The sequence below is a fragment of the Streptomyces venezuelae genome, from assembly GCF_008642295.1.
GTDB lineage: Bacteria > Actinomycetota > Actinomycetes > Streptomycetales > Streptomycetaceae > Streptomyces > Streptomyces venezuelae_C.
Genome location: NZ_CP029190.1, coordinates 6,174,391 through 6,197,013 on the forward strand (window position 1 = coordinate 6,174,391; position 22,623 = coordinate 6,197,013).

Annotated in this window: 22 protein-coding genes; 20 read left to right on the forward strand and 2 right to left on the reverse strand. The window is 71.8% G+C overall.

Going from position 1 to position 22,623, the window contains the following annotated elements:
• The first annotated feature begins 27 nt into the window (after positions 1–27).
• The 18 genes from DEJ50_RS27900 to DEJ50_RS27985 all read left to right on the forward strand — a co-directional run bounded on the left by DEJ50_RS27900 (position 28) and on the right by DEJ50_RS27985 (position 18,724).
• Positions 28–378 (forward strand): STAS domain-containing protein, encoded by a 351-nt coding sequence (locus DEJ50_RS27900; RefSeq protein ID WP_150210842.1) that lies wholly within the window; start codon positions 28–30, stop codon positions 376–378.
• Positions 375–2,510 carry a glycogen debranching protein GlgX gene (gene glgX, locus DEJ50_RS27905; protein ID WP_150210843.1) on the forward strand — a complete coding sequence of 712 codons (2,136 nt, stop codon included), beginning with the start codon at positions 375–377 and terminating at the stop codon, positions 2,508–2,510. Before DEJ50_RS27900 ends, glgX begins: the two co-directional genes overlap by 4 nt.
• A 1-nt stretch (position 2,511) precedes the next feature.
• Complete coding sequence (locus DEJ50_RS27910) at positions 2,512–2,823, forward strand: STAS domain-containing protein (RefSeq protein WP_150210844.1); 312 nt, start codon at positions 2,512–2,514, stop codon at positions 2,821–2,823.
• Positions 2,816–3,304 carry an ATP-binding protein gene (locus DEJ50_RS27915; RefSeq protein ID WP_150210845.1) on the forward strand — a complete coding sequence of 163 codons (489 nt, stop codon included), beginning with the start codon at positions 2,816–2,818 and terminating at the stop codon, positions 3,302–3,304. Before DEJ50_RS27910 ends, DEJ50_RS27915 begins: the two co-directional genes overlap by 8 nt.
• Complete coding sequence (locus DEJ50_RS27920; RefSeq protein WP_150210846.1) at positions 3,286–4,542, forward strand: PP2C family protein-serine/threonine phosphatase; 1,257 nt, start codon at positions 3,286–3,288, stop codon at positions 4,540–4,542. Before DEJ50_RS27915 ends, DEJ50_RS27920 begins: the two co-directional genes overlap by 19 nt.
• Positions 4,542–5,300, forward strand: coding sequence for a MinD/ParA family protein (locus DEJ50_RS27925; RefSeq protein ID WP_150210847.1), 759 nt, complete (start codon positions 4,542–4,544; stop codon positions 5,298–5,300). The genes DEJ50_RS27920 and DEJ50_RS27925 overlap by 1 nt, the downstream gene beginning before the upstream one ends.
• Positions 5,301–5,371: 71 nt before the next feature.
• Positions 5,372–6,112 (forward strand): type 1 glutamine amidotransferase domain-containing protein, encoded by a 741-nt coding sequence (locus DEJ50_RS27930; protein ID WP_150210848.1) that lies wholly within the window; start codon positions 5,372–5,374, stop codon positions 6,110–6,112.
• Positions 6,113–6,286: 174 nt separating this feature from the next.
• On the forward strand, positions 6,287–7,771 hold the full coding sequence (locus tag DEJ50_RS27935; protein ID WP_150210849.1) for an aldehyde dehydrogenase family protein: 1,485 nt from the start codon (positions 6,287–6,289) through the stop codon (positions 7,769–7,771).
• Between the two features lie 13 nt (positions 7,772–7,784).
• Positions 7,785–8,420, forward strand: coding sequence for an NADPH-dependent F420 reductase (locus DEJ50_RS27940; RefSeq protein WP_150210850.1), 636 nt, complete (start codon positions 7,785–7,787; stop codon positions 8,418–8,420).
• A complete protein-coding gene (locus DEJ50_RS27945) occupies positions 8,405–8,908 on the forward strand; it encodes a (2Fe-2S)-binding protein (protein ID WP_150210851.1) in 504 nt (167 codons plus the stop codon). The genes DEJ50_RS27940 and DEJ50_RS27945 overlap by 16 nt, the downstream gene beginning before the upstream one ends.
• Before the next feature lie 3 nt (positions 8,909–8,911).
• Positions 8,912–11,374 (forward strand): xanthine dehydrogenase family protein molybdopterin-binding subunit, encoded by a 2,463-nt coding sequence (locus tag DEJ50_RS27950; protein WP_223837932.1) that lies wholly within the window; start codon positions 8,912–8,914, stop codon positions 11,372–11,374.
• Positions 11,371–12,207, forward strand: a complete 837-nt coding sequence (locus tag DEJ50_RS34120) for an FAD binding domain-containing protein (RefSeq protein WP_190344728.1) — start codon at positions 11,371–11,373, stop codon at positions 12,205–12,207. The genes DEJ50_RS27950 and DEJ50_RS34120 overlap by 4 nt, the downstream gene beginning before the upstream one ends.
• A 136-nt stretch (positions 12,208–12,343) precedes the next feature.
• Entirely contained in the window at positions 12,344–13,573 is a 1,230-nt protein-coding gene (locus tag DEJ50_RS27960; RefSeq protein ID WP_150210852.1) for an MFS transporter, read from the forward strand.
• Positions 13,570–15,036, forward strand: a complete 1,467-nt coding sequence (locus tag DEJ50_RS27965; protein ID WP_150210853.1) for an ATP-binding protein — start codon at positions 13,570–13,572, stop codon at positions 15,034–15,036. Before DEJ50_RS27960 ends, DEJ50_RS27965 begins: the two co-directional genes overlap by 4 nt.
• Positions 15,023–15,364 carry a nuclear transport factor 2 family protein gene (locus DEJ50_RS27970; protein WP_150210854.1) on the forward strand — a complete coding sequence of 114 codons (342 nt, stop codon included), beginning with the start codon at positions 15,023–15,025 and terminating at the stop codon, positions 15,362–15,364. The genes DEJ50_RS27965 and DEJ50_RS27970 overlap by 14 nt, the downstream gene beginning before the upstream one ends.
• Before the next feature lie 96 nt (positions 15,365–15,460).
• A complete protein-coding gene (locus DEJ50_RS27975) occupies positions 15,461–16,105 on the forward strand; it encodes a TMEM175 family protein (protein WP_150210855.1) in 645 nt (214 codons plus the stop codon).
• A gap of 74 nt (positions 16,106–16,179) precedes the next feature.
• The gene (locus DEJ50_RS27980) at positions 16,180–17,526 is read left to right on the forward strand and encodes a transposase (RefSeq protein WP_150210856.1); all 1,347 of its coding nucleotides are present in this window, start codon (positions 16,180–16,182) and stop codon (positions 17,524–17,526) included.
• A gap of 7 nt (positions 17,527–17,533) precedes the next feature.
• Positions 17,534–18,724, forward strand: a complete 1,191-nt coding sequence (locus DEJ50_RS27985) for an XdhC family protein (protein WP_150210857.1) — start codon at positions 17,534–17,536, stop codon at positions 18,722–18,724.
• Here DEJ50_RS27985 and DEJ50_RS27990 read toward each other — a convergent pair.
• The gene (locus DEJ50_RS27990; RefSeq protein WP_150210858.1) at positions 18,655–19,023 is read right to left on the reverse strand and encodes a hypothetical protein; all 369 of its coding nucleotides are present in this window, start codon (positions 19,021–19,023) and stop codon (positions 18,655–18,657) included. The two genes, DEJ50_RS27985 and DEJ50_RS27990, sit on opposite strands and share 70 nt — an antisense overlap.
• Positions 19,024–19,252: 229 nt before the next feature.
• Between DEJ50_RS27990 and DEJ50_RS27995 the strand changes: the two genes are divergently transcribed.
• Positions 19,253–20,695 (forward strand): GuaB1 family IMP dehydrogenase-related protein, encoded by a 1,443-nt coding sequence (locus DEJ50_RS27995; RefSeq protein ID WP_150210859.1) that lies wholly within the window; start codon positions 19,253–19,255, stop codon positions 20,693–20,695.
• Between the two features lie 328 nt (positions 20,696–21,023).
• Positions 21,024–21,572, forward strand: coding sequence for a sigma-70 family RNA polymerase sigma factor (locus tag DEJ50_RS28000; protein ID WP_150210860.1), 549 nt, complete (start codon positions 21,024–21,026; stop codon positions 21,570–21,572).
• On the opposite strand, the gene DEJ50_RS35630 is transcribed toward DEJ50_RS28000, so the two are convergent.
• Positions 21,536–22,516, reverse strand: a complete 981-nt coding sequence (locus tag DEJ50_RS35630) for a helix-turn-helix domain-containing protein (protein ID WP_263399231.1) — start codon at positions 22,514–22,516, stop codon at positions 21,536–21,538. The two genes, DEJ50_RS28000 and DEJ50_RS35630, sit on opposite strands and share 37 nt — an antisense overlap.
• Positions 22,517–22,623 lie beyond the last annotated feature (107 nt).

Genomic DNA, 22,623 nt, shown 5'->3' on the forward strand with positions numbered 1-22,623 from the left:
GGCGCCCCGGAAAGAGGGGAACGAGAAATGACTCTGCACGTCAAGGAACGCCGGAACAAGACGGGCACCGTGCTCGTCGCCACCGGCGAGATCAACAGCGAGACCTCCGGCTCCCTGCTGGGAGCCCTGCTGCCGCTGGTCCGCGAGGGCCGGCCGCTGAAGATCGACCTCACCGCCGTCACCTATGTCTCCAGTGCCGGCCTGCGGACCCTGCTCGTGGTCTACCGCGAGGCCCAGCACGCCGGGGTCGCCGTCACCCTCTACGGGGTGAGCGAGGAAGTCCGGTTCGTCATGTCGGCCACCGGCTTCCTGGACTTCTTCGAGACCGGTGAGGCCGCGGCAGCCACCGCCAAGGCCGCGGCGAAGGCCACCCGATGACCGAGGCCGCCCGCAGCGAGCAGGTCCGGCGCATCGACGCGTACCCGACCCACGAGGTGGGCGGGTACCGCGTCCGGGCCGGCAAACCGTTCCCGTTCGGGGCCAACGTGGTCCCCGGCGGGGTCAGCTTCTCCGTCTTCTCCGACCAGGCCACCTCCATGACCCTGGTGATCTACCGGCGCGGAGAATCGGAGCCGATGGCCGAGCTGGAATTCCCCGAGGAATTCCGCATGGGCAGCGTCTTCGCCATGACCGTCTTCGGCCTCGACCACGAGAACATCGAGTACGGCTACCGGGCCGACGGACCCTTCGACCCGGTGGTCGGACACCGCTTCGACGCCCGCCAGGTCCTCTCCGACCCCTACGCCCGGCTGATCGCCGGCCGCGACGTGTGGGGCGTACCGCCGGACTACAGCCGCGGCTACCAGTACCGCTCCCGGGTCTGCCTGCAGGACTTCGACTGGGGCGACGACACCCCGCTGCGGATCCCCGCGGAGGACCTCGTCGTGTACGAGACCCATGTCCGCGGATTCACCCGGCACCCCAACTCGGGGGTCACCGCCCCCGGCACCTTCGCGGGCCTGCGGGAGAAGATCCCGTACCTGAAGGAACTCGGGGTGAACTGCATCGAGCTGCTGCCCGTGTTCGAGTTCGACGAGAGCGACAACCCGCGCACCAACCCCGAGACCGGCGAGAAGCTCTACGACTACTGGGGCTACAACACCGTCTCCTTCTTCGCGCCCAAGGCCGGCTACGCGGCCACCGGACGCTACGGCATGCAGGGCGACGAGCTGCGCACCCTGATCAAGGACCTGCACGCGGCCGGCATCGAGGTCATCCTGGACGTGGTGTTCAACCACACCGCCGAGGGCAACGAGATGGGCCCGACCATCAGCTTCAAGGGCCTCGACAACGCCACCTACTACATGCTCACCCCCGAGGGGTACTACTTCAACTTCAGCGGCACCGGCAACACCGTCAACTGCAACCACCCGGTGGTCCGCAACTACGTGCTCGACTGCCTGCGCCACTGGGTCGCCGACTACCACATCGACGGCTTCCGCTTCGACCTCGCGGCCATCCTCGGCCGGGCCCTGGACGGCACCCCGCTGCCCAACCCGCCGCTGCTGGAACTGCTCGCCTTCGACCCCGTCCTGCGGCACACCAAGCTCATCGCCGAGGCCTGGGACGCGGCCGGGCTCTACGAGGTCGGCAACTTCCCGGCGTACGGCCGCTGGGCCGAATGGAACGGCAAGTACCGGGACACCGTACGCCGGTTCATCAAGGGCGACAGCGGAGTCGTCGGGGAGCTCGCCACCCGGATCGCCGGCTCGCCCGACCTCTACGCCGGCCGCGGCCCGGCCGCCTCGGTCAACTTCCTCACCGCGCACGACGGCTTCTCCCTCGCCGACATGGTCGCGTACAACGACAAGCACAACGAGGCCAACGGCGAGAACAACAACGACGGCGCGAACGACAACAACAGCTGGAACTGCGGAGTCGAAGGGCCCACCGAGGACCCGGAGATCAACGCGCTGCGCACCCGGCAGATGAAGAACGCCCTCGCGATCCTGCTCATCAGCCAGGGCATCCCGATGCTGCTGTCCGGCGACGAGGTCGCCCGCAGCCAGCAGGGCAACAACAACACCTACTGCCAGGACAACGAACTCTCCTGGTTCGACTGGGACCTGGTCGAACAGAACGCGGAACTGCTCAATTTCACCCGGCAGATGATCGCCTTCCGCAAGCACCACCGCGAACTCCGCTCCACCGACCACCCCACCGGCGCGATCCGGGCCGACCTCGGCCTGCCCGACATCAGCTGGCACGGGGAACGGGCCTGGCAGCCCGACTGGTCTCCGGACAGCCGGCTGCTGGCGGTGGCCCGCTGCGGCTCCGGGGACGACGACGTGGTGTACGTGGCCATGAACTCCCACTGGGAGGCACACGACCTGGAGCTGCCCGCCCTGCCCGGGCGGCGGACCTGGCACCTGTTCGCCGACACCGGAGCCGGGGCCCCGCACGACATCACCGCCCCCGGCACCGAGACCGAACTGGAGAACGCCGGCAAGTACCTCATCGGCCCGCGCTCAGTGGTGATCCTCGTGGGCCGTACCAACGAAGGAGACTGACATGCCGCTTTCCGTGTCCCTGAGCATCGAGGGCGACACCACCGTCATCGAGCTGACGGGCGAGCTGGACGCCGGCACCGCGCCGGACTTCCACCAGACCATCGAGAAGGCCGCCGGACACGGCACCGCCACGGTCGAGATCAACATGGCCGGGGTCGGCTACATGGCCAGCGCCGGACTCCGCTCCCTGGTCTTCGCCCGGCAGAAGGTCGCGAGCAATGTGACCATCAAGGTGACCGGGGCCAGCGAGCCGGTCGTCCGGACCATCCGCACCGCGGGCCTGGACCGGAGCATCGTGCTCACCGATGAGTGACAGCCACCCACCCCGCAAGGCCAGGACCCCGCTGACCGAACCGGCCGCCGGCGAGCTCCAGGTACCGGCCAGCTTCGGCTCGCTCGCCGCCATCGCCTCCTTCGTGCAGGCGGTGGCGGGGCGGGCCGGGCTGGACCGGCGGGCCGCCTACCGGCTCCGGCTCGCGGTGGACGAACTGGCCACCAACATCGTGATGCACGGCTACCGGGGCGGCGACGGACGGATCACCGTCCGGGGCCGCTCCGGCCCCGGCCGGGCCAGGATCGTCGTGGAGGACAGCGCCCCCGAGTTCGACCCGGTGGCCGGCTGCCTGCCGCCCGCCACCGAACTCCCGCCGGAACAGCGGCGGATCGGCGGCCTCGGCATCCACCTGGCCCTCACCAGCGTCGACGAGTTCAGCTACGTACGGCACGACGGCCGGAACATCAGCACCCTGACCGTGCAGGCCGAGGGGACGGACCCATGCCCTCCACTACCGTGATCATCCTCGACGACCACCCGCCTCCTCCGGACGGCCTCCTGACCGCGCTCCGCACCATGGACGCGGCCCTGACGGCCCACACCCTGCAGGAGCTGATCTCAGGCCCGGTGGAACGGCTGCCGGTGGCCGATGTGCTGCTCGCCCCGGCCGAAGTACCGGGGGACTCGGTCCGCACGGCCGTCCGCCGGCTGCGCCGCCGGTACGGCGCACCGATCGTGGTCGTCTGGACCGTGGACGGCTTTGCCGCCCTGGAGGAACACGTCCGGCTCGGCCACGACTACCTGGTACCGCCCTTCCTGCCGGCCCTGGTCGGGGCCCGGCTGCACAGCTGCTCCGAACGCGCCGAACTCGGCCGCACCCTGCGCGAGGCCGACGCCCGCGCCGAACTCGTCAGCTACGAGAAGGAACTGGAGATCGGCCGCGAGATCCAGGCGGGCTTCCTCCCGGAGGCCCTGCCGGTCCCCGACGGCTGGGAGATCGACGTCCGGTTCCGCCCGGCCCGCCAGGTCGCCGGGGACTTCTACGACGTCTTCGAACTCGTCCACCGGCGCAGGCTCGCCGTGGTCGTCGCCGACGTCTGCGACAAGGGAGTCGGCGCGGCCCTGTTCATGGCCCTGATCCGCTCCCTGCTCCGCCACACCGCCGAGAACAGCGGTCTCCAGCACCTGGTGGCGGCCGGCCGGTCCGGCGGCCGGATCCCCGTCGTCGGGGCCACCCCGCTGCTCAACGCGGTCACCGCCACCAACGGCTACCTCACCCGCAACCACCTCCGGCAGGGCTACTTCGCCACCCTGTTCTTCGGCGTGCTCGACCCGCTCACCGGCAGCCTCGTCTACATCAACGGGGGCCACAACCCACCGCTGCTGCTCAGCGCCGACGGCGGCAGACCGGTGGCCCTGGAGGTCACCGGACCGGCCGTCGGAGTGCTGCCGGACTGCGTCTACACCCTCGGCTACGCCCAGCTCGACCCCGGGGACACCCTGTTCGTGTTCACCGACGGGGTCCCGGAGGCCCGCTGTCCGGAGGGCCGGTTCCTCGGCGACGAGCGGATGCTCGACCTGCTCGCCGAACCGCCGCCGGGCAACGGCAGGGACGTACTGGACCGGATGGACTCCGCGGTGCGCGAGCACACCGGAACCGCCGAACAGCACGACGACGTCACCATGTTGGCCCTGCACCGGCCTCGTGCGGCGCGGGGGCCGCACGCGGACGGTGCCGGATACCGGGTGGTGGCCTGATGACCCGCACCGTCGTGGTGCACTCCCACCGGGGCGGAACCGGAAAGTCCACGGTCCTGGCCAATCTCGCACTGCTGCTCGCGGACGCGGGGCGCCGGGTCGGAGTGGTCGACACCGACATCCAGTCGCCCACCCAGGACCTGCTGTTCCGGCTCCCGCCGGGCGGCGGGTCCCTCACCGACTACCTGCTCGGCCGCTGCGAGATCGAGGCCGCGGCGCATCCGGTGGCCCGGCCCGGGCTGTACGTCGTACCCGCCAGGACCGGCAGCACCGCCCTGCGCGAGATCATGGCGACCGGCTATGACGTGGGGCTGCTGCCCGAGGGCTTCGACCGGTTCGCCGACCGGTACGCCCTGGACCTGCTCCTGATCGACACCCACGCCGGCCTGAACAACGAGTCGGTCACCGCCATGGCCAGCGCCGACATCCTGGTGCTGCTGGTCCGCGCGGACCGGATCGACCTGTCCGGGGTGGAGGAGACCCTCGCCCTGGCCGGCCGGCTCGCCTGCCGGCGGGCCCTGGTGATGAGCATGGCCCCCATCGGCATGGACCGGGATCCGGCCCGCCGCCGGGCCGAGGCGGTCTACGGCGCGCCACTGGCCGGAATCCTTCCGTACGTTCCGGAAATGGCCGCCCTCTACGGCGAACGCATATTCGCGGACGCCCATCCCGACCACCCCCTGGTCGGTGAATTCCGCACCATCATCTCGGCGCTCGACATCGCCATGGACGCACGTGACGAAGTATCGCGTGCCTGACGTCATCCTCTTACGCCCTCTGACAGCGGGCGTGTTGAATCGGCAGCGAATCCAGAACAAGGAGATCGGTCATGAAGATTCTCGTCGTCATGACGGCCAAGGCAACACTCCATCTGCTGGACGGGGAGCTGCACCCCTCGGGATTCTGGGCCGAGGAATTCGTGGTCCCCTATCAGATCTTCCGGAACGCCGGGCACACCGTGGACGTGGCGACGATCGGCGGCCAGGCCCCGACCGTCGACCAGACCAGCATCGACCCGCAGTTCCTCCAGTGGGTCCGCCCGGCCGGTTCGGAGAACACCGACGCCGCCAGCGCGGCCGAGTACGTCCGGGTCATCGGGGACACCCCGCAGCTGAAGACGCCGCTCGCGCTGGAATCCCTCGGCGAGAAGGACATCGCCGGCTACGACGGCATCTACATCAGCGGCGGCCACGGCGCCATCGGCGACCTGCCCAAGTCCGACGAGCTCGCCCAGCTGCTGCGCTGGGCCATCGCCCTGGACAAGCCGCTCGCCACGGTCTGCCACGGCCACACCTCGCTGCTCGCACTGCGGGACGGCGAGGGCCGCTGGCCCTTCGAGGGCTACCGGATGACGGCCTTCTCGCACAGCGAGGAGCTGGTCACCAACATGGCCGGCCGGCTTCCCCTCATCCTCGAGGTCGAACTCACCCGGCTCGGCGCCCGCTACGAGAAGGCCGACCTGATCTGGGATTCGCACGTGGTGGTGGACCGCAAGCTGACCACCGGCCAGAACCCGTACTCCTCGAAGGCCCTCGCCGAGACCTTCCTGACGCAGCTCACCCAGGGCTAGACCGCCCCGCACCCCTGACACCGGGCGAGTGAGCCAAAGGGGCGCGTCGGCGAAGGAGGGCGAGCGCCCGGAGAAAACGCGAGGTACGAGCGTTTTCGAGGACGCACGCCCTCCTGGAGCCGACAGCAGCGCCCCGGAGGCGAACCGAGCCCCCAAAAGGAGCAGAAGGCAGCCATGACCAAGCGCGCGCTCAGCGACCGGCCCCTGGCCAATCCCGGCAAGCTGTTCATCGGCGGCAAGTGGGTCGAGGCCAGAGCCGGCGGTACCGAGCCCGACATCAGCCCCGTCGACGGGCAGGAGATCGTGCCGGTGGCCCAGGCCGCCGCCGCCGACGCCGATGCCGCGGTCGCAGCGGCGAGGGAAGCGTACGAGTCGGGCCCCTGGAGCAGGCTGTCCGCCCAGGAACGCGCCCTCCGGCTGAACCGGGTCGGCGAGCTCATCGAGCGGGACCTGGAGGAGATCGCCCTGCTGGAGACCGTGGACATGGGCAAGCCGTTCGCGTTCTCCAGTACGGTCGACGCCCCGATGGCCGCGCAGCTGATGCACTACTACGCCGGCGCCGTCACCCGGGTCGACGGCTCCTCCCGGGCCCCGGCCGGCGGCCAGCTCGCGTACACCCTGCGCGAACCGCTCGGCGTGGTCTGTGCGATCACCCCGTTCAACTTCCCGCTGCTGCTCTCCATGACGAAGATCGCCCCTGCGCTCGCCGCGGGCAACACAGTGGTGCACAAGCCCTCCCCGGCCACCCCGCTGACCGCCCTGAAGATCGCCGAGCTGTTCCAGGAGGCGGAAATCCCGGACGGGGTGCTGAACGTGCTCACCGGTCCGGGCGTGGAACTCGGTGAGACCCTCACCGGCCACCCCGGCATCGACAAGATCGCCTTCACCGGTTCCACCGCCGTCGGCCAGTCCATCATCCGCAAGGCCGCCGGCACCCTGAAGAAGGTCACCATGGAACTCGGCGGCAAGTCCGCCAACATCGTCTTCGCCGATGCCGACCTCGACGCCGCCGAGGAACTCGCCTTCTTCGGCATCTACTACAACAAGGGCGAGATCTGCACGGCCGGATCCCGGCTGCTCCTCCAGCGCCCCATCCACGACGAACTGGTCGAGCGGCTGGTCCGGCGGGCCGCCGCACTGAAGCCCGGCGACCCGCGCGACCCGGCAACCATGTTCGGCCCGCTGGCCCACCGCGGCCAGTTCGACAAGGTCAGCTCGTATATCGAGGTCGGTGAGAAGGAAGGCGCCAACCTGCGGATCGGCGGCTCCGGGTGGACCCCGGAGGGAGCCTCCTCGGAAGGCCTGTACTTCCTGCCGACCATCTTCACCGGCGTGGAGAACGGCATGCGGATCGCCCAGGAGGAGATCTTCGGCCCGGTCCTCTCCGTCATCCCCTTCGACACCGAAGAGGACGCCGTACGCATCGCCAACGACAGCGCGTACGGCCTCGCCGCCGGGGTGCACACCAAGGACCTGCGGCGCGCCCACCGGGTGGCGGCGCAGATCAAGGCCGGCACGGTCTGGGTCAACTGCTACAACCAGTACGACCCCGCGGTGCCCTACGGCGGCTACAAGGCCTCCGGCTTCGGACGCGAATGCGGTCCCGAGTCGCTGGAGAGCTACACCCAGACCAAGTCGGTATGGATCGGCCTCGACTGACCGGAGGAACATCATGATCACGGGCATCATCGGCACCGGGCGGATCGGATCCACCCTGGCCCGCATCCTGGTGGCCGCCGGCCACCGGGTGATCCTCGCCAACGGCAGCGGCCCGCACACCCTCGGCCCGCTGGTGGCCGAACTGGGCCCGGCCGCACGGGCGGTGACCGTGGCCGAGGCGGCCGAGCGGGCCGACCTCCTGGTGCTGATGCTGCCCTTCGACCGGGCCGAGGGGCTGCTGCCGCAGGACGCCGTCCGGGACAAGGTGCTCGTCGACGCGATGAACGCGTTCAGCGGCCGGGGCGAGCCCCGGGACCTAGGCGGCAGTGGCTCCAGCGAAATCGTCGCCGGCTGGTATCCCGGTGCGCGGCTGGTGAAATCCCTGAACACCATGCACTTCGAAACCCTGGCCCGCTGCGGAGCTAATGGACGCAGTGCCGGGACCGCACCCGGAGAACGCCTCGCCCATTACACGGCGGGCGACGACGGGAAGGCAAAGGACATCGTGGCGGGAATCATCGGGGATCTCGGATTCGCCGCCGTGGACACCGGCCCGCTGCACTCCGGCGGAATTCTCCAGCAGCCCGGCGGGCCGCTCTTCAACCGGCCGCTCACGGAAGCGCAGGCAACGGAATGGATCTCACGCTGAATGTCAATGGACTGCCCCGGCAGTTCTCGGCCGAACCCAGTGAACTGCTCGTCGAGCGGCTCCGGGACGGGCTCGGCCTCACCGGCACCAAAGTCGGCTGCGACACCGGCCAGTGCGGCTCCTGCGTCGTCCGCCTCGACGGCAGCTCGGTCAAGAGCTGCCTGATCCTCACCGCCGCCGCGGCCGGCTCCGAGGTCACCACCATCGAAGGGGTCTCCGGTACACCGGACGGCCCGCTCACCGGCCTCCAGGAGGCCCTGCGCCAGGAACACGGCACCCAGTGCGGGTTCTGCACCCCGGGGATGGTGATGGCCCTCGGCGAGTTCGTCGACCGGTCGGCGGCCACCGGGGGCGAGGACGCCCCCACCGAGCCCGAGATCCGCGAGTGGCTCACCGGCAATCTCTGCCGCTGCACCGGCTACCACAGCGTCGTCCGCGGGGTGCAGCGCGCCTGCGCCGCGCAGGCCACCGCGAGACAGGAGGGGTGAGCGATGACCGCACCGACGGGGGAAGCGAGCGTGCTCGGCGCGCCGCTGGACAGCCGCGAGGACCCGCAGCTGCTGCGGGGCGAGGCCACGTACATCGCGGACATCGAGCTGCCCGGCACGGCCCATATGGCCATCCTGGGCAGCGAGGTCGCCCACGCCCGGATCCTGTCCATCCAGACCAAGGCCGCCGAGCAGATGCCCGGCGTGCTGAAGGTGGCCACCGCCGCCGACTTCACCGATGTGATGCCGCTGCCCTGCATCTGGATACCCGGCGGGGTGGAGAGCCACTTCCCGCCCCATCCGTACGGGCTGCCCGGCGCCCGCCCGGTCCTGACCGGCGACACCGTCCGGCATGTGGGCGACGCCATCGCCGTGGTGGTCGCCGAGACCCCGCGCCAGGCCGCCGCCGCGCTGGCCGCCATCACCGTGGACTACGAACCGCTGCCCGTGGTCACCCGGGCCGACCAGGCACTCGCCGAAGGCGCCCCGCAGCTCCACGAAGCCGTCCCCGGCAACCTCAATGCGTACTGGACCTGCGGGGACAAGGAGCGCACCGACGCCGCCATTGCGGCGGCCGAGGTGACCGTCGAGCTGGACCTGGTCAACCAGCGGACCATCAACAGCCCCATCGAACCGCGCGGGGCGGTCGGCGACTACCACGCGGCCACCGGGGAGTACACCCTCTACGCCTCCACCCAGGGCCCCCACAACCACCGCTTCCTGCTGTCCGCCCTGGTCCTCGGGATCCCGTTCAACAAGCTCCGGGTGATCGCCCCGACCGTCGGCGGCAGCTTCGGCACCAAGGGCTACCTCTACCCCGACATGGCGCTGGTCCTGCTGCTGTCCAAGGCGCTCGGCCGGCCGGTGAAGTGGGTGGACACCCGCACCGGCCTGATGAACTCCACGGTCCAGGGCCGTGACCACCGCCAGCACGTCACCCTGGCCGGCACCCGCGACGGCCGGATCACCGCCGTGCGCTGCACCAGCCACGCCAACCTCGGCGCCTACCCGTCCACCATCGGACCCGGTGTCGCCACCGCCCTGATGGGCCGGTCCATCAGCGGCATGTACCAGATCGACGCCGCCTTCTGCGAGGTCTACGCGGCCTTCACCAACACCGTCCCGCTCGGCGCCCAGCGCGGCAGCGGCCGGGCCGAGGCCGCCTTCCTGATGGAACGGCTCGTCGACCGGTACGCCGCCGAGATCGGCATGGACCCGGCCGAGGTCCGCCGCCGCAACCTGGTGCCGGCCGAGAAGTTCCCGTACGACAACGGGCTCGGCTGGACCTACGACTCGGGCAACTACCGGGAGAACTTCGACAAGGCGCTGGAGCTGGCCGGTTACGCCGACATGCCCGCCCGGAAGGCCGAGGCCCGCACCCGGGGCAAGCGGCTCGGCGTGGGCCTTGCCACCTATGTGGCGATCTGCGGGGTCGGCCCGTCCACCCGAATGTCCCAGGAGGGCATGCTCGGCGGCACCTGGGAGAGCGCCAACATCCGGGTCCACCCGACCGGCGAGGTCACCGTCACCGTCGGCTCGGCCTCCACCGGCCAGAGCCACGGCACCGTCTTCGCCCAGGTCGCGGCGGCCGAGCTGGGCATCGACCCGGCGAACGTCCAGGTCCTGGAGGGCGACACGCTCAAGGCGCCGTACGGACAGGGCACCTACGGCAGCCGCTCCTACAGCATGGCCGCGCCGGCCGTCGCCCTGACCGCCCGGAAGATTCGGAGCAAGCTGGTCCGGGCCGGCGCCGTGTTCCTCGGCATCCCCGAGGAGAAGGTGGTCTACGCCGGCGGCGGGGTCCACGAGGACGGCAACCCCGAGAACGCCAAGACCTTCGCCGAACTCGCCATGGCCATGTGGTACGGCTGGGGGCTGCCGCCGGAGATCGAACCGGCCCTGGACGAGACCACCCACTTCGACCCACCGGACTTCAACTACCCCTTCGGCAGCCATGTCGCGGTGGTCGAGATCGACGAACTCACCGGCGAGACCGAGGTGGTGTCCTACACCGCGGTGGACGACGCGGGCAACATCGGCAACCCGAAGATCGTGCTGGGGCAGATCGAGGGATCGATTCTGCATGGCCTGGGCCAGGCCCTGATGGAAGCCGCCGAATACGACACCGACGGCCGGCTGATCACCGCCGACCTCACCGGCTACGCCCTGCCGCGCGCCGCCGACGCGCCCTTCTTCACCCTCGGCAAGACCGTCACACCCAGCCCGCACAACCCGCTCGGCGCCAAGGGCGCCGGCGAGATCGCCACCGTGCCGCCCGCCGCGGCCGTGGTCAACGCCGTGGTGGACGCCCTCTCCGACCTGGGCGTGCAGCACATCGACATGCCGGTCACCCCGGAGAAGGTCTGGCGCGTCCTGGCCGGCCGAACCGCCGGAACCGGAGGCACCGGCGGAACCGCAGGCACCGGCGCTGCCGCCGGGACCGGAACGGAAGGGGGACCGCGGTGATCCTCACCGACTTCGACTACGCCCGGCCCGCAGGGCTGGACGAGGCACTCGTCCTGCTCGGCCGCACCCCCGGCGCCCGTGTGCTGGCCGGCGGCCAGAGCCTGCTCCCCGAGCTGCGCGGCGGCACCGCCACCGCCCGGCTGCTGGTGGACGTCCGCCGGCTCGAGGAGCTGCGCGGTATCGACGGCAGCCCGGACGGAGCACTCCGGATCGGCGCCGCCACCACCCTCGCCGAACTCGCCGGGCACCCCCTGGTGCTCGGCTCGGCACCGGGACTGGCCGCCGCCGCCCGAGCCAACGGCGACCCGCAGGTCCGCAACCTCGGCACCGTCGGCGGCAATCTGTCCGCCGGAGGCCGCGCCACCGACCTGCCGGTGGCGGCCATCGCCGCCGACGCCCGGGTGGAACTGGCCGGGCCGCACGGCCGGCACTCGCTGCCGGCCGAGGAGTTCGCCACCGCCGGACCGCCGCGGGGCTCCCTGGTCACCGCCCTGCTGGTGCCCGCCGGCGGCCGGGCCGCCGCCTTCGAGAAGACCGCCGACCGGGCCACCCGCTACCCGCTCTGCGCGGCTGCGGTACGGATCACCCCCGACGGCCCGCGGATCGCCGTCACCGGCGCCACCGCGCGCCCGCTGCGGCTGACCGGGGTCGAAGCCCGGCTGCACGGCACCGAGTCCACCACCGAGTACACCACCGAGGCCGTGCTCGCGGCCTTCCGCGCCGAGCCCCGGGAGCTGTTCGTACCCGGCCGCGGCACCTCGGCCGAATACCTCGGCCATCTCGCGGGGGTCCTGACCGCCCGCGCACTCAAGCGGGCGCAGGCCCTGACCTGACCGGGCCCGACCGCCTTCCCACGGGGGAGTGACCGCAGTGGCACGACAGATCCCGAATCCGAGCACGGGGGGTACGCGGCACCAGCCGCCTCCCGGACCGCGCCCCGGACCGCGCCCCGGACCGCCGCCCGCGCCGGTGGCCGGGCCGGCGGCCGGGGCACCGGCCCGCCCCGGCGCAGCCGCCTTCTGGCTGGTCGGCACCGTCCTCGTCCTGCTGATGCTGTCCTCCTCCGTCCCCTCCGCCCTCTACGTCCTCTACCAGGACCGGTGGGACCTCTCCTCCGGCATGATCACGGTGGTCTTCGCCCTGTACGCGGTCACCGTCCTGGCCGGCCTGCTGGTCTTCGGCTCGCTCTCCGACACCCTCGGCCGCCGGCCCGTCCTCACCGCCGGACTGCTCCTGGCCATCGTCTCCATGGGCCTGTTCGCCGCCGCCCAGGGGCCGGTCTGGCTGCTCGCCGCCCGGGCCGTCCAGGGGCTCGCCGTGGGCCTGGCCACCGGGGCGATGGGCGCCGCCCTGCTGGAACTCGCCCCCCGGTCCCGGCCCGCCCTGGGAGCCCAGGTCAACAGCGCCGGTCCCACCGTCGGCATCGGGCTCGGCGGCATCGGCGCCGGCCTGCTCGTCCAGTACGCCCCGGCCCCGACCTCCCTCAGCTACCTGATCCTGATCGGGGCGTTCGCCCTCTGCCTGGCCGGGGTGCTGCGGATGCCCGAGAGCGCTCCCGGCGCGGTGCGCTCCGGCGGGTTCGCCTTGGCCCCGCACCGGATCCATGTGCCCGCCCCGGCCCGCCGCCGCTTCGCCGTCCTGATCCTCACCATCATCGCGGTCTGGTCGGTCGGCGGCTTCTACCTCTCCCTCGGCCCGCATCTGGCCCTCTCCCTGCTGGAGAGCACCAACTACCTGGCCGGCGGGGCCACCGTGGCCCTGCTCGCCGGCGCGGCCACCGCCGCCCAGCTGCTCCTCGGCCGTACCGAGGCGCTGCGGACGGCCGTGCTGGGCCTGCTCGGCCTGCTCGCCGGCCTGGGGCTGGTGCTGCTTTCCCTCGGGCTCGGCTCCGCCGCCGTGTTTCTGGTGGCCACCGCGGTCCTCGGCAGTGGCTGGGGCGCCGCCTTCCTCGGCTCCTTCCGAGCCCTGAGCGCCCTCGCCGACCCCGTCCACCGCGGGGAACTCACCGCCGCCGTCTATGTCTTCGCCTATCTGGCCATGAGCGTGCCCGCGGTGCTCGCCGGCCTGTTCACCAACCTCCACGGGCTGCACCCCACCTCGGTCGGCTTCATGGCCGCGGTCGCGGGGGTCTGCGCGCTCGCGCTGCTGGCCACGCTGCGGCTGGGCGCCCGGACCCGGGCCGGGAGGGGGACGGCATGACCGAGGAGGAACTGCGGGCCGCCCTCCACGGGCTGGAGATCTTCGCCCGGCTCACCGAGGAGCAGCTGGACTGGCTGGTGTCGGTGTCCGAGCCCCGGGTGCTCCCCGACGGCGCGGTGCTCTTCCGCGACGGGGAGGAGGCCTCGGAGTTCCATGTGCTGCTCTCCGGCGGCCTGGTGGTCACCAAGGTGGTGGACGGCCGGGAGGAGGTGCTGACCCGGCACTCCACCGATCAGGAGTCCGCCGAGGAGCACGACGGCAAACCCGCCGCCGCCCACCGGTTCACCGGGGAGCTGCCGCTCCTGACCGAGGGCGGCTATGTGGCCACCGCCGCCGCCAGCGGACCGGAGACCACCGTGGTCGCCTACTCGAAACCGGCCTTCTTCGAGATGCTGACCCGCTGCCACGGGGTGGCCGCGGTGCTGATCCCGGTGCTGGCCTGGCGGATCAAGTCCTCCGAGGTGCAGGCCCGCAAACGGGCCACCGTGGAGGCCCTGGGCACGCTGGCCGCCGGACTCGCACACGAACTGAACAACCCGGCGGCGGCCGTGGCCCGGGCCGCCCAGGAACTCGGGCCGGCCCTGGACCGGCTCACCCGTACCGCGCAGGCCTGGGGCGCGGCGGCGGGCACCGCCGAACGCCCCGTACTCGACCGGCTGGCCGAGGAGCTGGACAAGGTGCCACCGCCGGCCACCAGTGATCCGCTGGCGCAGGCCGACGCCGAGGAGGAGATCGCCGACTGGGCCGAGGCGGAGGGCGCCGGGCAGCCCGGACTGCTCGGCGCCGGGATCGCCGACCTCGGCCTGGAGGCGGACTGGCTGCGGGACCGGCTGGCCGGGGTGGGCGACACCGCCCGGCCCGCCGCCCTGGACCATCTCGCCGCCCTGCTGGAGACCCGGGCGCTGGCCGCCGAGCTCCGCGCGGCCGGCCCGCGCATCTCCCAACTGGTCGCCGCCACCCGGGATTACGCCAATCTCGACCGGGCTCCCGAGCAGCGGTTCGCGGTCACGGAGGGGCTGGAGAACACCCTGGTGGTGCTGCGCGCCAAGCTCGCCGGGATCAGCATCGTCCGGGCCTACGAGCCGGATCTGCCGGAGATGACCGGGTATCCGAGCGAACTGAACCAGGTGTGGACCAACCTGGTCGACAACGCGGCCGAAGCCATGGAAGGGGCCGGGGTGCTCACGCTGCGTGTGCGCGCGGAGGGCGACTGCATGGTCGTCGAGATCGCCGACACCGGCCGCGGCATCCCCGAGGCATCCCTTCCGCGCATCTTCGAGCCGTTCTACACCACCAAGGACGTGGGGAAGGGGACCGGTCTGGGGCTGCACCTGAGCTACCGGATCGTGACCCAGCGCCACCACGGCTCGCTCACGGCGCGTTCCCGGCCGGGCGAGACCCGCATGATCGTCCGTCTGCCCATCGTTCCGACCGAGAAACGGAGCCGACATGGCCGCTTATGACATCGCCAAACTGCACCCGGTGTTCGTCCGCCAGATGGACGCCCTCGCCGCGCTCGACATCGATGCGGTGATGAAGAACTACACCGAGGACGCCGTACTCCTGCGATTCGAAGGAGTATCGGTCGGAATCGACGAGGTGAGGGAGACGTTCACCGGCTATCTCACCCTGAAACCCACCCTCGTGGAACTCCAGGAGTACGTCGAGACCGAGGACACGATCTTCTATCGGGCGATCATGAACCTCAATGGCGCGCCGGAGCACGCGTTCGGGACACTGGTGGTCCGCGATGGCCGGATCTGGCGCCAGACGGCCGGCTTCGGCAGCTGACCCCGGATATCCGGGTAGCGTACGCGAGGAGGCGCGCGGGGAGGGCGGCAGGCCGCCCTCCCCGCTGCCATCGAATCACAGGGCAAAGGGGAGGCCATGGAACAGGAAACCAACCGGGTCGAGGCGTTCAGCGATGGCGTATTCGCCATTGTCATCACCATTCTCGTCCTGGAAATCAAGGTCCCGGAGGAGCACGGTTCCGACCTCTGGCACGGATTATGGGCACAGTGGCCGCACTATGCCGCATACGTGGTGAGTTTCCTCGTCGTCGGCGTCATGTGGGTCAACCACCACACCATCTTCGGCCACCTGCGGCGGGTCGACCGGCCCCTACTGTTCCTCAACCTCCTTGTTCTGATGGTGGTTTCGGTGATCCCGTGGACCACCTCCGTCCTCGCCGAACATCTCAAGGACGACGAGGCGGCCAAGGTCGCCGCAATTCTGTACAGCGCGTGGACAGTCGTCTACGCCCTTGCCTTCAGTGCCTTCTGGTGGTACGTCACCCGGGTCGGCCATCTCTTCCACGAGCACGTCGACAAAGACGGCGCACGGGCCACACGGATGCGCTTCGGCCTCGGAGCCATCGCCTATCCCATCACCGTCGTCCTGTCCTTCATTTCGGCGCCACTCGCCCTCGTCGCACACTTCTTCATCGCCATCTACTATGCGGCGAACCAGATCCCCATCCCTCTCGTGGTAGAAGACGAGCGGCTCGAATCTGCCAGCGACCTCAGGAAGTAGCCGCCGGGGCCTACGGCCGTTCTCGCCGGTCAAGTAGGGTATTGGATCTAGCTGGTCGCGGGGGAGGCGCAGTGATGGCTCGCGTAGTCCTGCCGGAGGAATCCGCCAAGGAAGTCTCCGAATTGATCGACGTATTGATATCTCTGTTCTTCGAATCCTTACCCCGGCGGGACCAGCGCAACTGGGCCCGCGTTTACCTGAACGGTCTCGTCGGAACGACCGGCAAGAAAACCATTCGCAACATCGCCGGCACCGGGGCCAGTTCGGTGGAACAGAGTCTCCAGCAGTTCATCAGCAAATCCCCCTGGGACTGGACCCCGGTCCGCCGTTCCCTCGCCCAGCACCTCGAACGCACCGCACAGCGTCCCCTGGCCTGGGTGGTCCAGCCCATGGTCATCGAAAAGGCCGGGGACCGCTCGGTCGGCGTCGGCCGCCAGTTCGTCCCCCAGCTCGGCCGCACCGCCAACTGCCAGCAGGCCAGCGGCATCTGGCTGGCCTCCAGTGACGCCAGCTTCCCGGTCGAATGGACCCTCACCCTCCCCGGGCCCTGGACCAGCGAACTGCTCCGCCGCCGCCGGGCCGGCATCCCCGACACCGCCCGTTCCCTCACCCCCGCCCAGGACGCCGTACACGCCGTCCAGCGGATGGCCGCAGGCTGGCAACTCCAGCGCCGGCCGGTGGTGATGGAGGTCGGCAACGCCGAACTCCCGCAGTGCATCGAAGCCCTCTCCCTCCAGGACATCCCGTTCGTCCTGAAGGTGGACGGCTCCGTGCCGGTCTCCTTCGGCGGCGCCGGACGCCACAAACCCGGCCCTCACACCGCACCCGCCCGCGAACTCATCGATTCGTTGCGCTCCCAGCGCCGGGTGGTCGAATGGACCCGGCACGGCCGGCCGGAGGGCGCGGTCACCCTGCTCACCTCCGCCGCCATCCTCGCCGCCGCCGCCGAGGACCGGCCGGCAGCCCTGCCGCCCACCCCCCTGCTGCTGGTCGGGGCCTGGACCGAAGCCGCCCTGCTGCCCTCCGAGTTCTGGATCACCAACATCGGCGACCGCCCGCTGGCCCAGCTGTTCCTGCTGGCCAAGCTCACCGACCGGGTCGCCCTGGACTACGCCGAGGTGTGCGAACCCGTGGGCATCCGCGACTTCGAGGGCCGCTCCTTCCGCGGCTGGCACCACCACGTCACCCTCGCCAGCGTCGCGCACGCCGCCCTGCTGCTCGGCGCCCGCGCCCACCGGACCGACAGCGCCGCCACCACAGGCCGCGCCGCCACCACCGGCACCACGGGCCGTACCGGCAGCGTCGCCGGACTGCCGCCCGGCACCAGAGCGCCGTACCCCGGCCCCTCCCGGCCCGCCCCCGTGCTGCCGCCCCGGCCCTTCATCCCCGGCCAGCTCGCCCGGCGCGAGTACATCCGCTGACGCCCCGATGCTGGACATCGCGGAAGAACTGCGCGCATGGTGTGCCGCCCGGCGGGAGTTCGCACTGGCCACGGTCGTCTCGGTGAGCGGCAGCGCCCCGCGCGGCCCCGGCGCCTCCCTGGCCGTGGACGACCGGGGCACCGCCCTGGGCAGCATCTCCGGCGGCTGCGTGGAATCGGCCGTGCACGAGCTGTGCCTGGCCGCCCTCGCCTCCGGGGAAACCGGCGTCCACCGCTTCGGCTACAGCGACGACGACGCCTTCGCCATCGGCCTGACCTGTGGCGGGGTCCTCGACGTCCTGGTCACCCCGGTCCGCAGCCTGGATCCGGTGCGGCCCGTCCTCGGCGCGGTCCTGGACACCACCGCGCTCGGCGGCCGGGCCGCCCTCGCCCGGGTGGTCAGCGGCCCCCCGGCACAGCACGGCCGGGCCCTCGCGGTCCGGCCCGACGGCTCGTACGAGGGCGGGCTCGGCGGCGGTGCGGCCCTCGACCGGGCCGCCGCCGGCCGGGTCCGGGACCTCCTGCTGGCCGGCCGCACCGGAACCGCCGACCTCGGCACGGCCGGCGGGCTGTGCGGGGACCCCCTGACCCTGCTCGTCGAATCGGTGGCCGAACCGCCCCGCCTGCTGGTCTACGGGGCCATCGACTTCGCCTCCGCACTGGCCCGGATCGGTGCCTTCCTCGGCCACCGGGTCACCGTCTGCGACGCCCGGCCGGTGTTCGCCACCCCGGCCCGCTTCCCCGGCGCCGACGAGGTGGTCGTCGACTGGCCGCACCGGCACCTGGCCGCGGAATGGGAGGCCGGCCGGCTGGATGCCCGTACCGCCGTCTGCGTGCTCACCCACGACGCCAAGTTCGACGTACCGCTGCTGGCCCTGGCCCTGCGGCTGCCGCTGGGCTACGTCGGGGCCATGGGCTCCCGCCGCACCCACGCCGACCGGACCGCCCGGCTGCGTGCCGAAGGCCTCACCCGTGCGGAGCTCGCCCGGCTCCGCTCGCCCATCGGCCTCGACCTCGGGGCCGGCACCCCCGAGGAGACCGCGCTGGCCATCGCGGCCGAGCTCACCGCGGTCCGGCACGCCGCCCCCGCAACCCCGCTGACCGTCGGCCGGAACCCCATCCACCGCCGTCAGCCCGACCGGCCCCTCACATGGTCGACGACCGCCCGGAACCCGGCCGAAGGTGAGAAGTCCATGTAGTCGACATCGCTCAGCGCCACCGGGACGTGCCCCGGCCTCCAGTAGAAGGCCTGCCCCTCCTCGTACACCTCGTCCCCGTCCGCGGTGCGCATCTGCAGGCGGCCCTTGAAGATGTAACCCCAGTGGGGGACCTGGCACCTGTCGTCCGGCTGCCCGGTGAGCGCCGGGCCCAGGTCCGTGCCCTCCGGGAGGTGGACGAACGCCACCGTGAGGTCCCCGCCGATCTCCTTCATCCGGAGTTCCACCCCGCCGCCCTCCAGGGCGACCGGGGTCTCGTCCCGTGTCACTGCTGTGGACATGGTTCCTTCCCTCCAATAGCCCCCTGTGTCGCCCCCTCCCCAGTCTCCGCCGGTCCGGTCGGCGGTACCCGGTGGGACCAAGGTCCCGTAGGAACGGACCAGGGGGCCCGGTATGTCCTGGACGATCTGCCCGGGCGGTGTAAACGCCCGGGCATGGGAGAATGAAGTACGTGCGTTTTCCTCGGCTGCCCTGTCCGAGGGTCACCATCGATCGACTGGGATTTAGCACGTGCGTTTCCTCAATGACCTGAAGCCGCCGTACGACCTCACGTACGACGACGTATTCATGGTGCCGAGCCGCTCCGCGGTGGGTTCCCGCCAGGGCGTCGACCTCTCCTCGCCCGACGGCACCGGGACGACCATCCCCCTCGTCGTCGCGAACATGACCGCCATCGCCGGCCGCCGGATGGCCGAGACCGTCGCCCGCCGCGGCGGCCTCGTCGTCATCCCGCAGGACATCCCGATCGATGTCGTCACCGATGTCATCTCCTGGGTGAAGACCCGCCACCTCGTGCTCGACACGCCGATCACGCTGGCGCCCACCCAGACCGTCGCCGACGCGCTGTCCCTGCTGCCCAAGCGCGCGCACGGCGCCGGCGTCGTCGTCGACGCCGACCAGCGGCCGATCGGCGTGGTCACCGAGCACGACCTGTCCGGCGTGGACCGCTTCACCCAGCTCTCCGAGGTCATGTCCAAGGAGCTGCTGCTCCTCGACGCCGGAATCGACCCCCGCGAGGCCTTCAACAAGCTCGACGCCGGCCACCGCAAGCTGGCCCCCGCGGTCGACGCCGACGGCCGCCTCGTCGGCATCCTGACCCGCAAGGGCGCGCTCCGCGCGACCCTCTACACCCCGGCCGTCGACGCCAACGGCTCGCTGCGCATCGCCGCCGCCATCGGCATCAACGGCGACTTCGTGGCCAAGGCCAAGCAGCTGCTCGACGCGGGCGTGGACACGCTCGTCATCGACACCGCGCACGGCCACCAGGAATCGATGATCAACGCGATCAAGGCGGTCCGCGCCCTGGACCCGCAGGTCCCGCTGGTGGCCGGCAACATCGTCGCCGCCGAGGGCGTCAAGGACCTCATCGAGGCCGGCGCCGACATCATCAAGGTCGGTGTGGGCCCCGGCGCCATGTGCACCACCCGCATGATGACCGGTGTGGGCCGCCCGCAGTTCTCCGCGGTGCTGGAGTGCGCCGCCGAGGCCAAGAAGTACGGCAAGCACGTGTGGGCCGACGGCGGCGTCCGCCACCCGCGCGACGTGGCCATGGCCCTGGCCGCCGGCGCCTCCAACGTGATGATCGGCTCCTGGTTCGCCGGGACCTACGAGTCCCCGGGCGACCTCCAGCAGTCCGCCGAGGGCCACCTGTACAAGGAGTCCTTCGGCATGGCCTCGGCCCGTGCCGTCCAGAACCGCACCAGCGAGGAGTCGGCCTACGACCGGGCCCGCAAGGGCCTGTTCGAGGAGGGCATCTCCACCTCGCGGATGTTCCTCGACCCGGCCCGCCCGGGCGTCGAGGACCTGATCGACTCGATCATCGCCGGTGTCCGCTCCTCCTGCACCTACGCCGGTGCCGGCTCCCTCGCGGAGTTCGAGGAGAAGGCCGTCGTGGGCATCCAGTCCGCCGCCGGCTACGCCGAGGGCAAGCCGCTCCACGCCAGCTGGAGCTAGTACCTCCCGCAGCACCCCGCCTGCCCGCCCCACCGCGTCCCCCCGGACGCGGCGGGGCGGGCAGCGCCGTTCCCGGCCTCCGGATGGCCGGATCCGTACGGTCCACCGGTCGCCGGGGAAAAATCTTGCGGTCCCGTTGAACCGGGCCGCTACCGCCCGACCGCTCGTCCCGACCCCTCGGCGCCGGCCGGCCGCTCGGCCGACCGCTCACCGCGCCACCGGGCCGCCGGTCGGCGTCGCCGCCGGCATCCGCCAGGTGGCGGATCACTCCCGGCGTCAGCTCGGTCACCCTCTGGACATCGGCAGCCAGACCGAAGGAGCGACCACGGTGACCACGACACTTGCGCGCCGCACCGACGAACGAGCCCTCGCCCACCTCCAGCGCGAGCACGGACGCGCCCTCTACGGTTTCCTGCTCGGCCTCACCTACGGCGACCGGCAGCGCGCCGAGGACCTGGTGCAGGAGACCCTGGTACGGGCCTGGACGCACCCGGAGGCCCTGGAGAGCGACCACGCCTCCATGCGGCCCTGGCTGTTCACCGTGGGCCGCCGCCTCGCCATCGACGCCCGCCGCGCCAGACTGGTGCGCCCCGCCGAGGTCGGACCCGAGGTCCTCGAACAGGCCCCGCAGCACGAGGACGGCTCCGAGAGGTCCGTCGCCGCCCTCGACGTCCGCGAGGCGCTGCGCACCCTCAGCCCCGAACACCGCGACGTGCTGGTGCAGATCTACTTCCGCGGCGCCTCGGTCTGCGAAGCCGCCGAAGCCCTCGGCATCCCGGCGGGCACCGTCAAATCCCGTACGTACTACGCCCTGCGCGCCCTCAAGGCCGTCATGCCCGGCTACGGCCCCCCGGCCGCCGCCCGGCTCGCCGCCTGAGCCGCCACCTGGGTGCGCGAACGGACCTGCAACTTGCCCAGGATGTGCGACACATGGGTCTGCACGGTCCGGCGCGACAGCAGCAGCTCCGCGGCGATCTCCGGGTTGGAACGCCCCTCCGCCACCAGCAGCGCGACCCGCAACTCGGCCGGGGTCAGCGCCTCCCAGCCGTTCGCCGCGTTCCGGCGGGCACTGCGGCTGCTCCGCCGCACCCCCAGCCGGCGCAGCCGGGCATCGGCCAGGGCGATGTCCCCGGCCGCGCCCAGCGCCTCGTACCGGCCGACGGCCCGGGCCAGCGCCGCCCGCGCGGCCACCAGCTCGCCGTGCCAGGCCAGCGCCACCGCCAGCTCCTCCAGGGAACGCGCCAGCGGCAGCGGGCGCGCCGCGCGCTCCGCCCGCTCCACCGCCCGGCCCAGCAGCACGGGATCCTGCCCGAACAGGCCCCGGCAGCGCAGGACCGCGGTCGCCGGACCGGGAGACGCGGGGAACCCGGCCGCCAGCTCCTCGCACGCGGCCACCGCCCGACGGGCCGTCGCGGTGTCCCCGGTCTCAAGGGCCAGCCGGACGATCTCCGGCAGCACCTCGTGCCGGTCCGCGGGCGCCGCCACCGCCACCGCCGCGGACAGGGCGGGCAGCAGCGCCGCCAGCGCCTCCGCCGGCCGGCCGTCCCGCTCGGCCAGCCTCGACCGCGCCAGCAGCACCCAGCAGGAGTGCCCGCGCGCCGACGGCAGCTCCACGGCCTGCCGGGACAGCCGCCCCAGCTCCCGCCGGGCCGCCGCCGGCCGGTCCCGGTGGGCCAGGATCAGCGCGCGCAGCCCGCGGACCGCCACCGGCAGCCAGGCATCGGAGGTCCGCCAGGCCTCGGCCCGGCCCGCCGCCGCCAGCGCCTGCTCCCACCGGCCGTACCGGTAGTGGAACTCGGCGAACCGGGCCTCCGTGCCCATCAGCCGGCCCGTGGACCGGCTGCGCTGCGCCAGCTCCCGGGCCTCGCTCAGCGCCTTGGCCACGATCAGCGGCTGGTCGAGGCGGGTGTGCCCGTCGGCCTGGCAGG

What these genes read in the sequence shown, in the direction of transcription:
- DEJ50_RS27900 (WP_150210842.1), top strand. Translation starts at nt 28, where the DNA reads ATGACTCTGCACGTCAAGGAACGCCGGAACAAGACGGGCACCGTGCTC.
- glgX (WP_150210843.1), top strand. Translation starts at nt 375, where the DNA reads ATGACCGAGGCCGCCCGCAGCGAGCAGGTCCGGCGCATCGACGCGTAC.
- DEJ50_RS27910 (WP_150210844.1), top strand. Translation starts at nt 2,512, where the DNA reads ATGCCGCTTTCCGTGTCCCTGAGCATCGAGGGCGACACCACCGTCATC.
- DEJ50_RS27915 (WP_150210845.1), top strand. Translation starts at nt 2,816, where the DNA reads ATGAGTGACAGCCACCCACCCCGCAAGGCCAGGACCCCGCTGACCGAA.
- DEJ50_RS27920 (WP_150210846.1), top strand. Translation starts at nt 3,286, where the DNA reads ATGCCCTCCACTACCGTGATCATCCTCGACGACCACCCGCCTCCTCCG.
- DEJ50_RS27925 (WP_150210847.1), top strand. Translation starts at nt 4,542, where the DNA reads ATGACCCGCACCGTCGTGGTGCACTCCCACCGGGGCGGAACCGGAAAG.
- DEJ50_RS27930 (WP_150210848.1), top strand. Translation starts at nt 5,372, where the DNA reads ATGAAGATTCTCGTCGTCATGACGGCCAAGGCAACACTCCATCTGCTG.
- DEJ50_RS27935 (WP_150210849.1), top strand. Translation starts at nt 6,287, where the DNA reads ATGACCAAGCGCGCGCTCAGCGACCGGCCCCTGGCCAATCCCGGCAAG.
- DEJ50_RS27940 (WP_150210850.1), top strand. Translation starts at nt 7,785, where the DNA reads ATGATCACGGGCATCATCGGCACCGGGCGGATCGGATCCACCCTGGCC.
- DEJ50_RS27945 (WP_150210851.1), top strand. Translation starts at nt 8,405, where the DNA reads ATGGATCTCACGCTGAATGTCAATGGACTGCCCCGGCAGTTCTCGGCC.
- DEJ50_RS27950 (WP_223837932.1), top strand. Translation starts at nt 8,912, where the DNA reads ATGACCGCACCGACGGGGGAAGCGAGCGTGCTCGGCGCGCCGCTGGAC.
- DEJ50_RS27965 (WP_150210853.1), top strand. Translation starts at nt 13,570, where the DNA reads ATGACCGAGGAGGAACTGCGGGCCGCCCTCCACGGGCTGGAGATCTTC.
- DEJ50_RS27970 (WP_150210854.1), top strand. Translation starts at nt 15,023, where the DNA reads ATGGCCGCTTATGACATCGCCAAACTGCACCCGGTGTTCGTCCGCCAG.
- DEJ50_RS27975 (WP_150210855.1), top strand. Translation starts at nt 15,461, where the DNA reads ATGGAACAGGAAACCAACCGGGTCGAGGCGTTCAGCGATGGCGTATTC.
- DEJ50_RS27980 (WP_150210856.1), top strand. Translation starts at nt 16,180, where the DNA reads ATGGCTCGCGTAGTCCTGCCGGAGGAATCCGCCAAGGAAGTCTCCGAA.
- DEJ50_RS27985 (WP_150210857.1), top strand. Translation starts at nt 17,534, where the DNA reads ATGCTGGACATCGCGGAAGAACTGCGCGCATGGTGTGCCGCCCGGCGG.
- DEJ50_RS27990 (WP_150210858.1), bottom strand. Translation starts at nt 19,023, where the DNA reads ATGTCCACAGCAGTGACACGGGACGAGACCCCGGTCGCCCTGGAGGGC.
- DEJ50_RS35630 (WP_263399231.1), bottom strand. Translation starts at nt 22,516, where the DNA reads ATGGGCACGGAGGCCCGGTTCGCCGAGTTCCACTACCGGTACGGCCGG.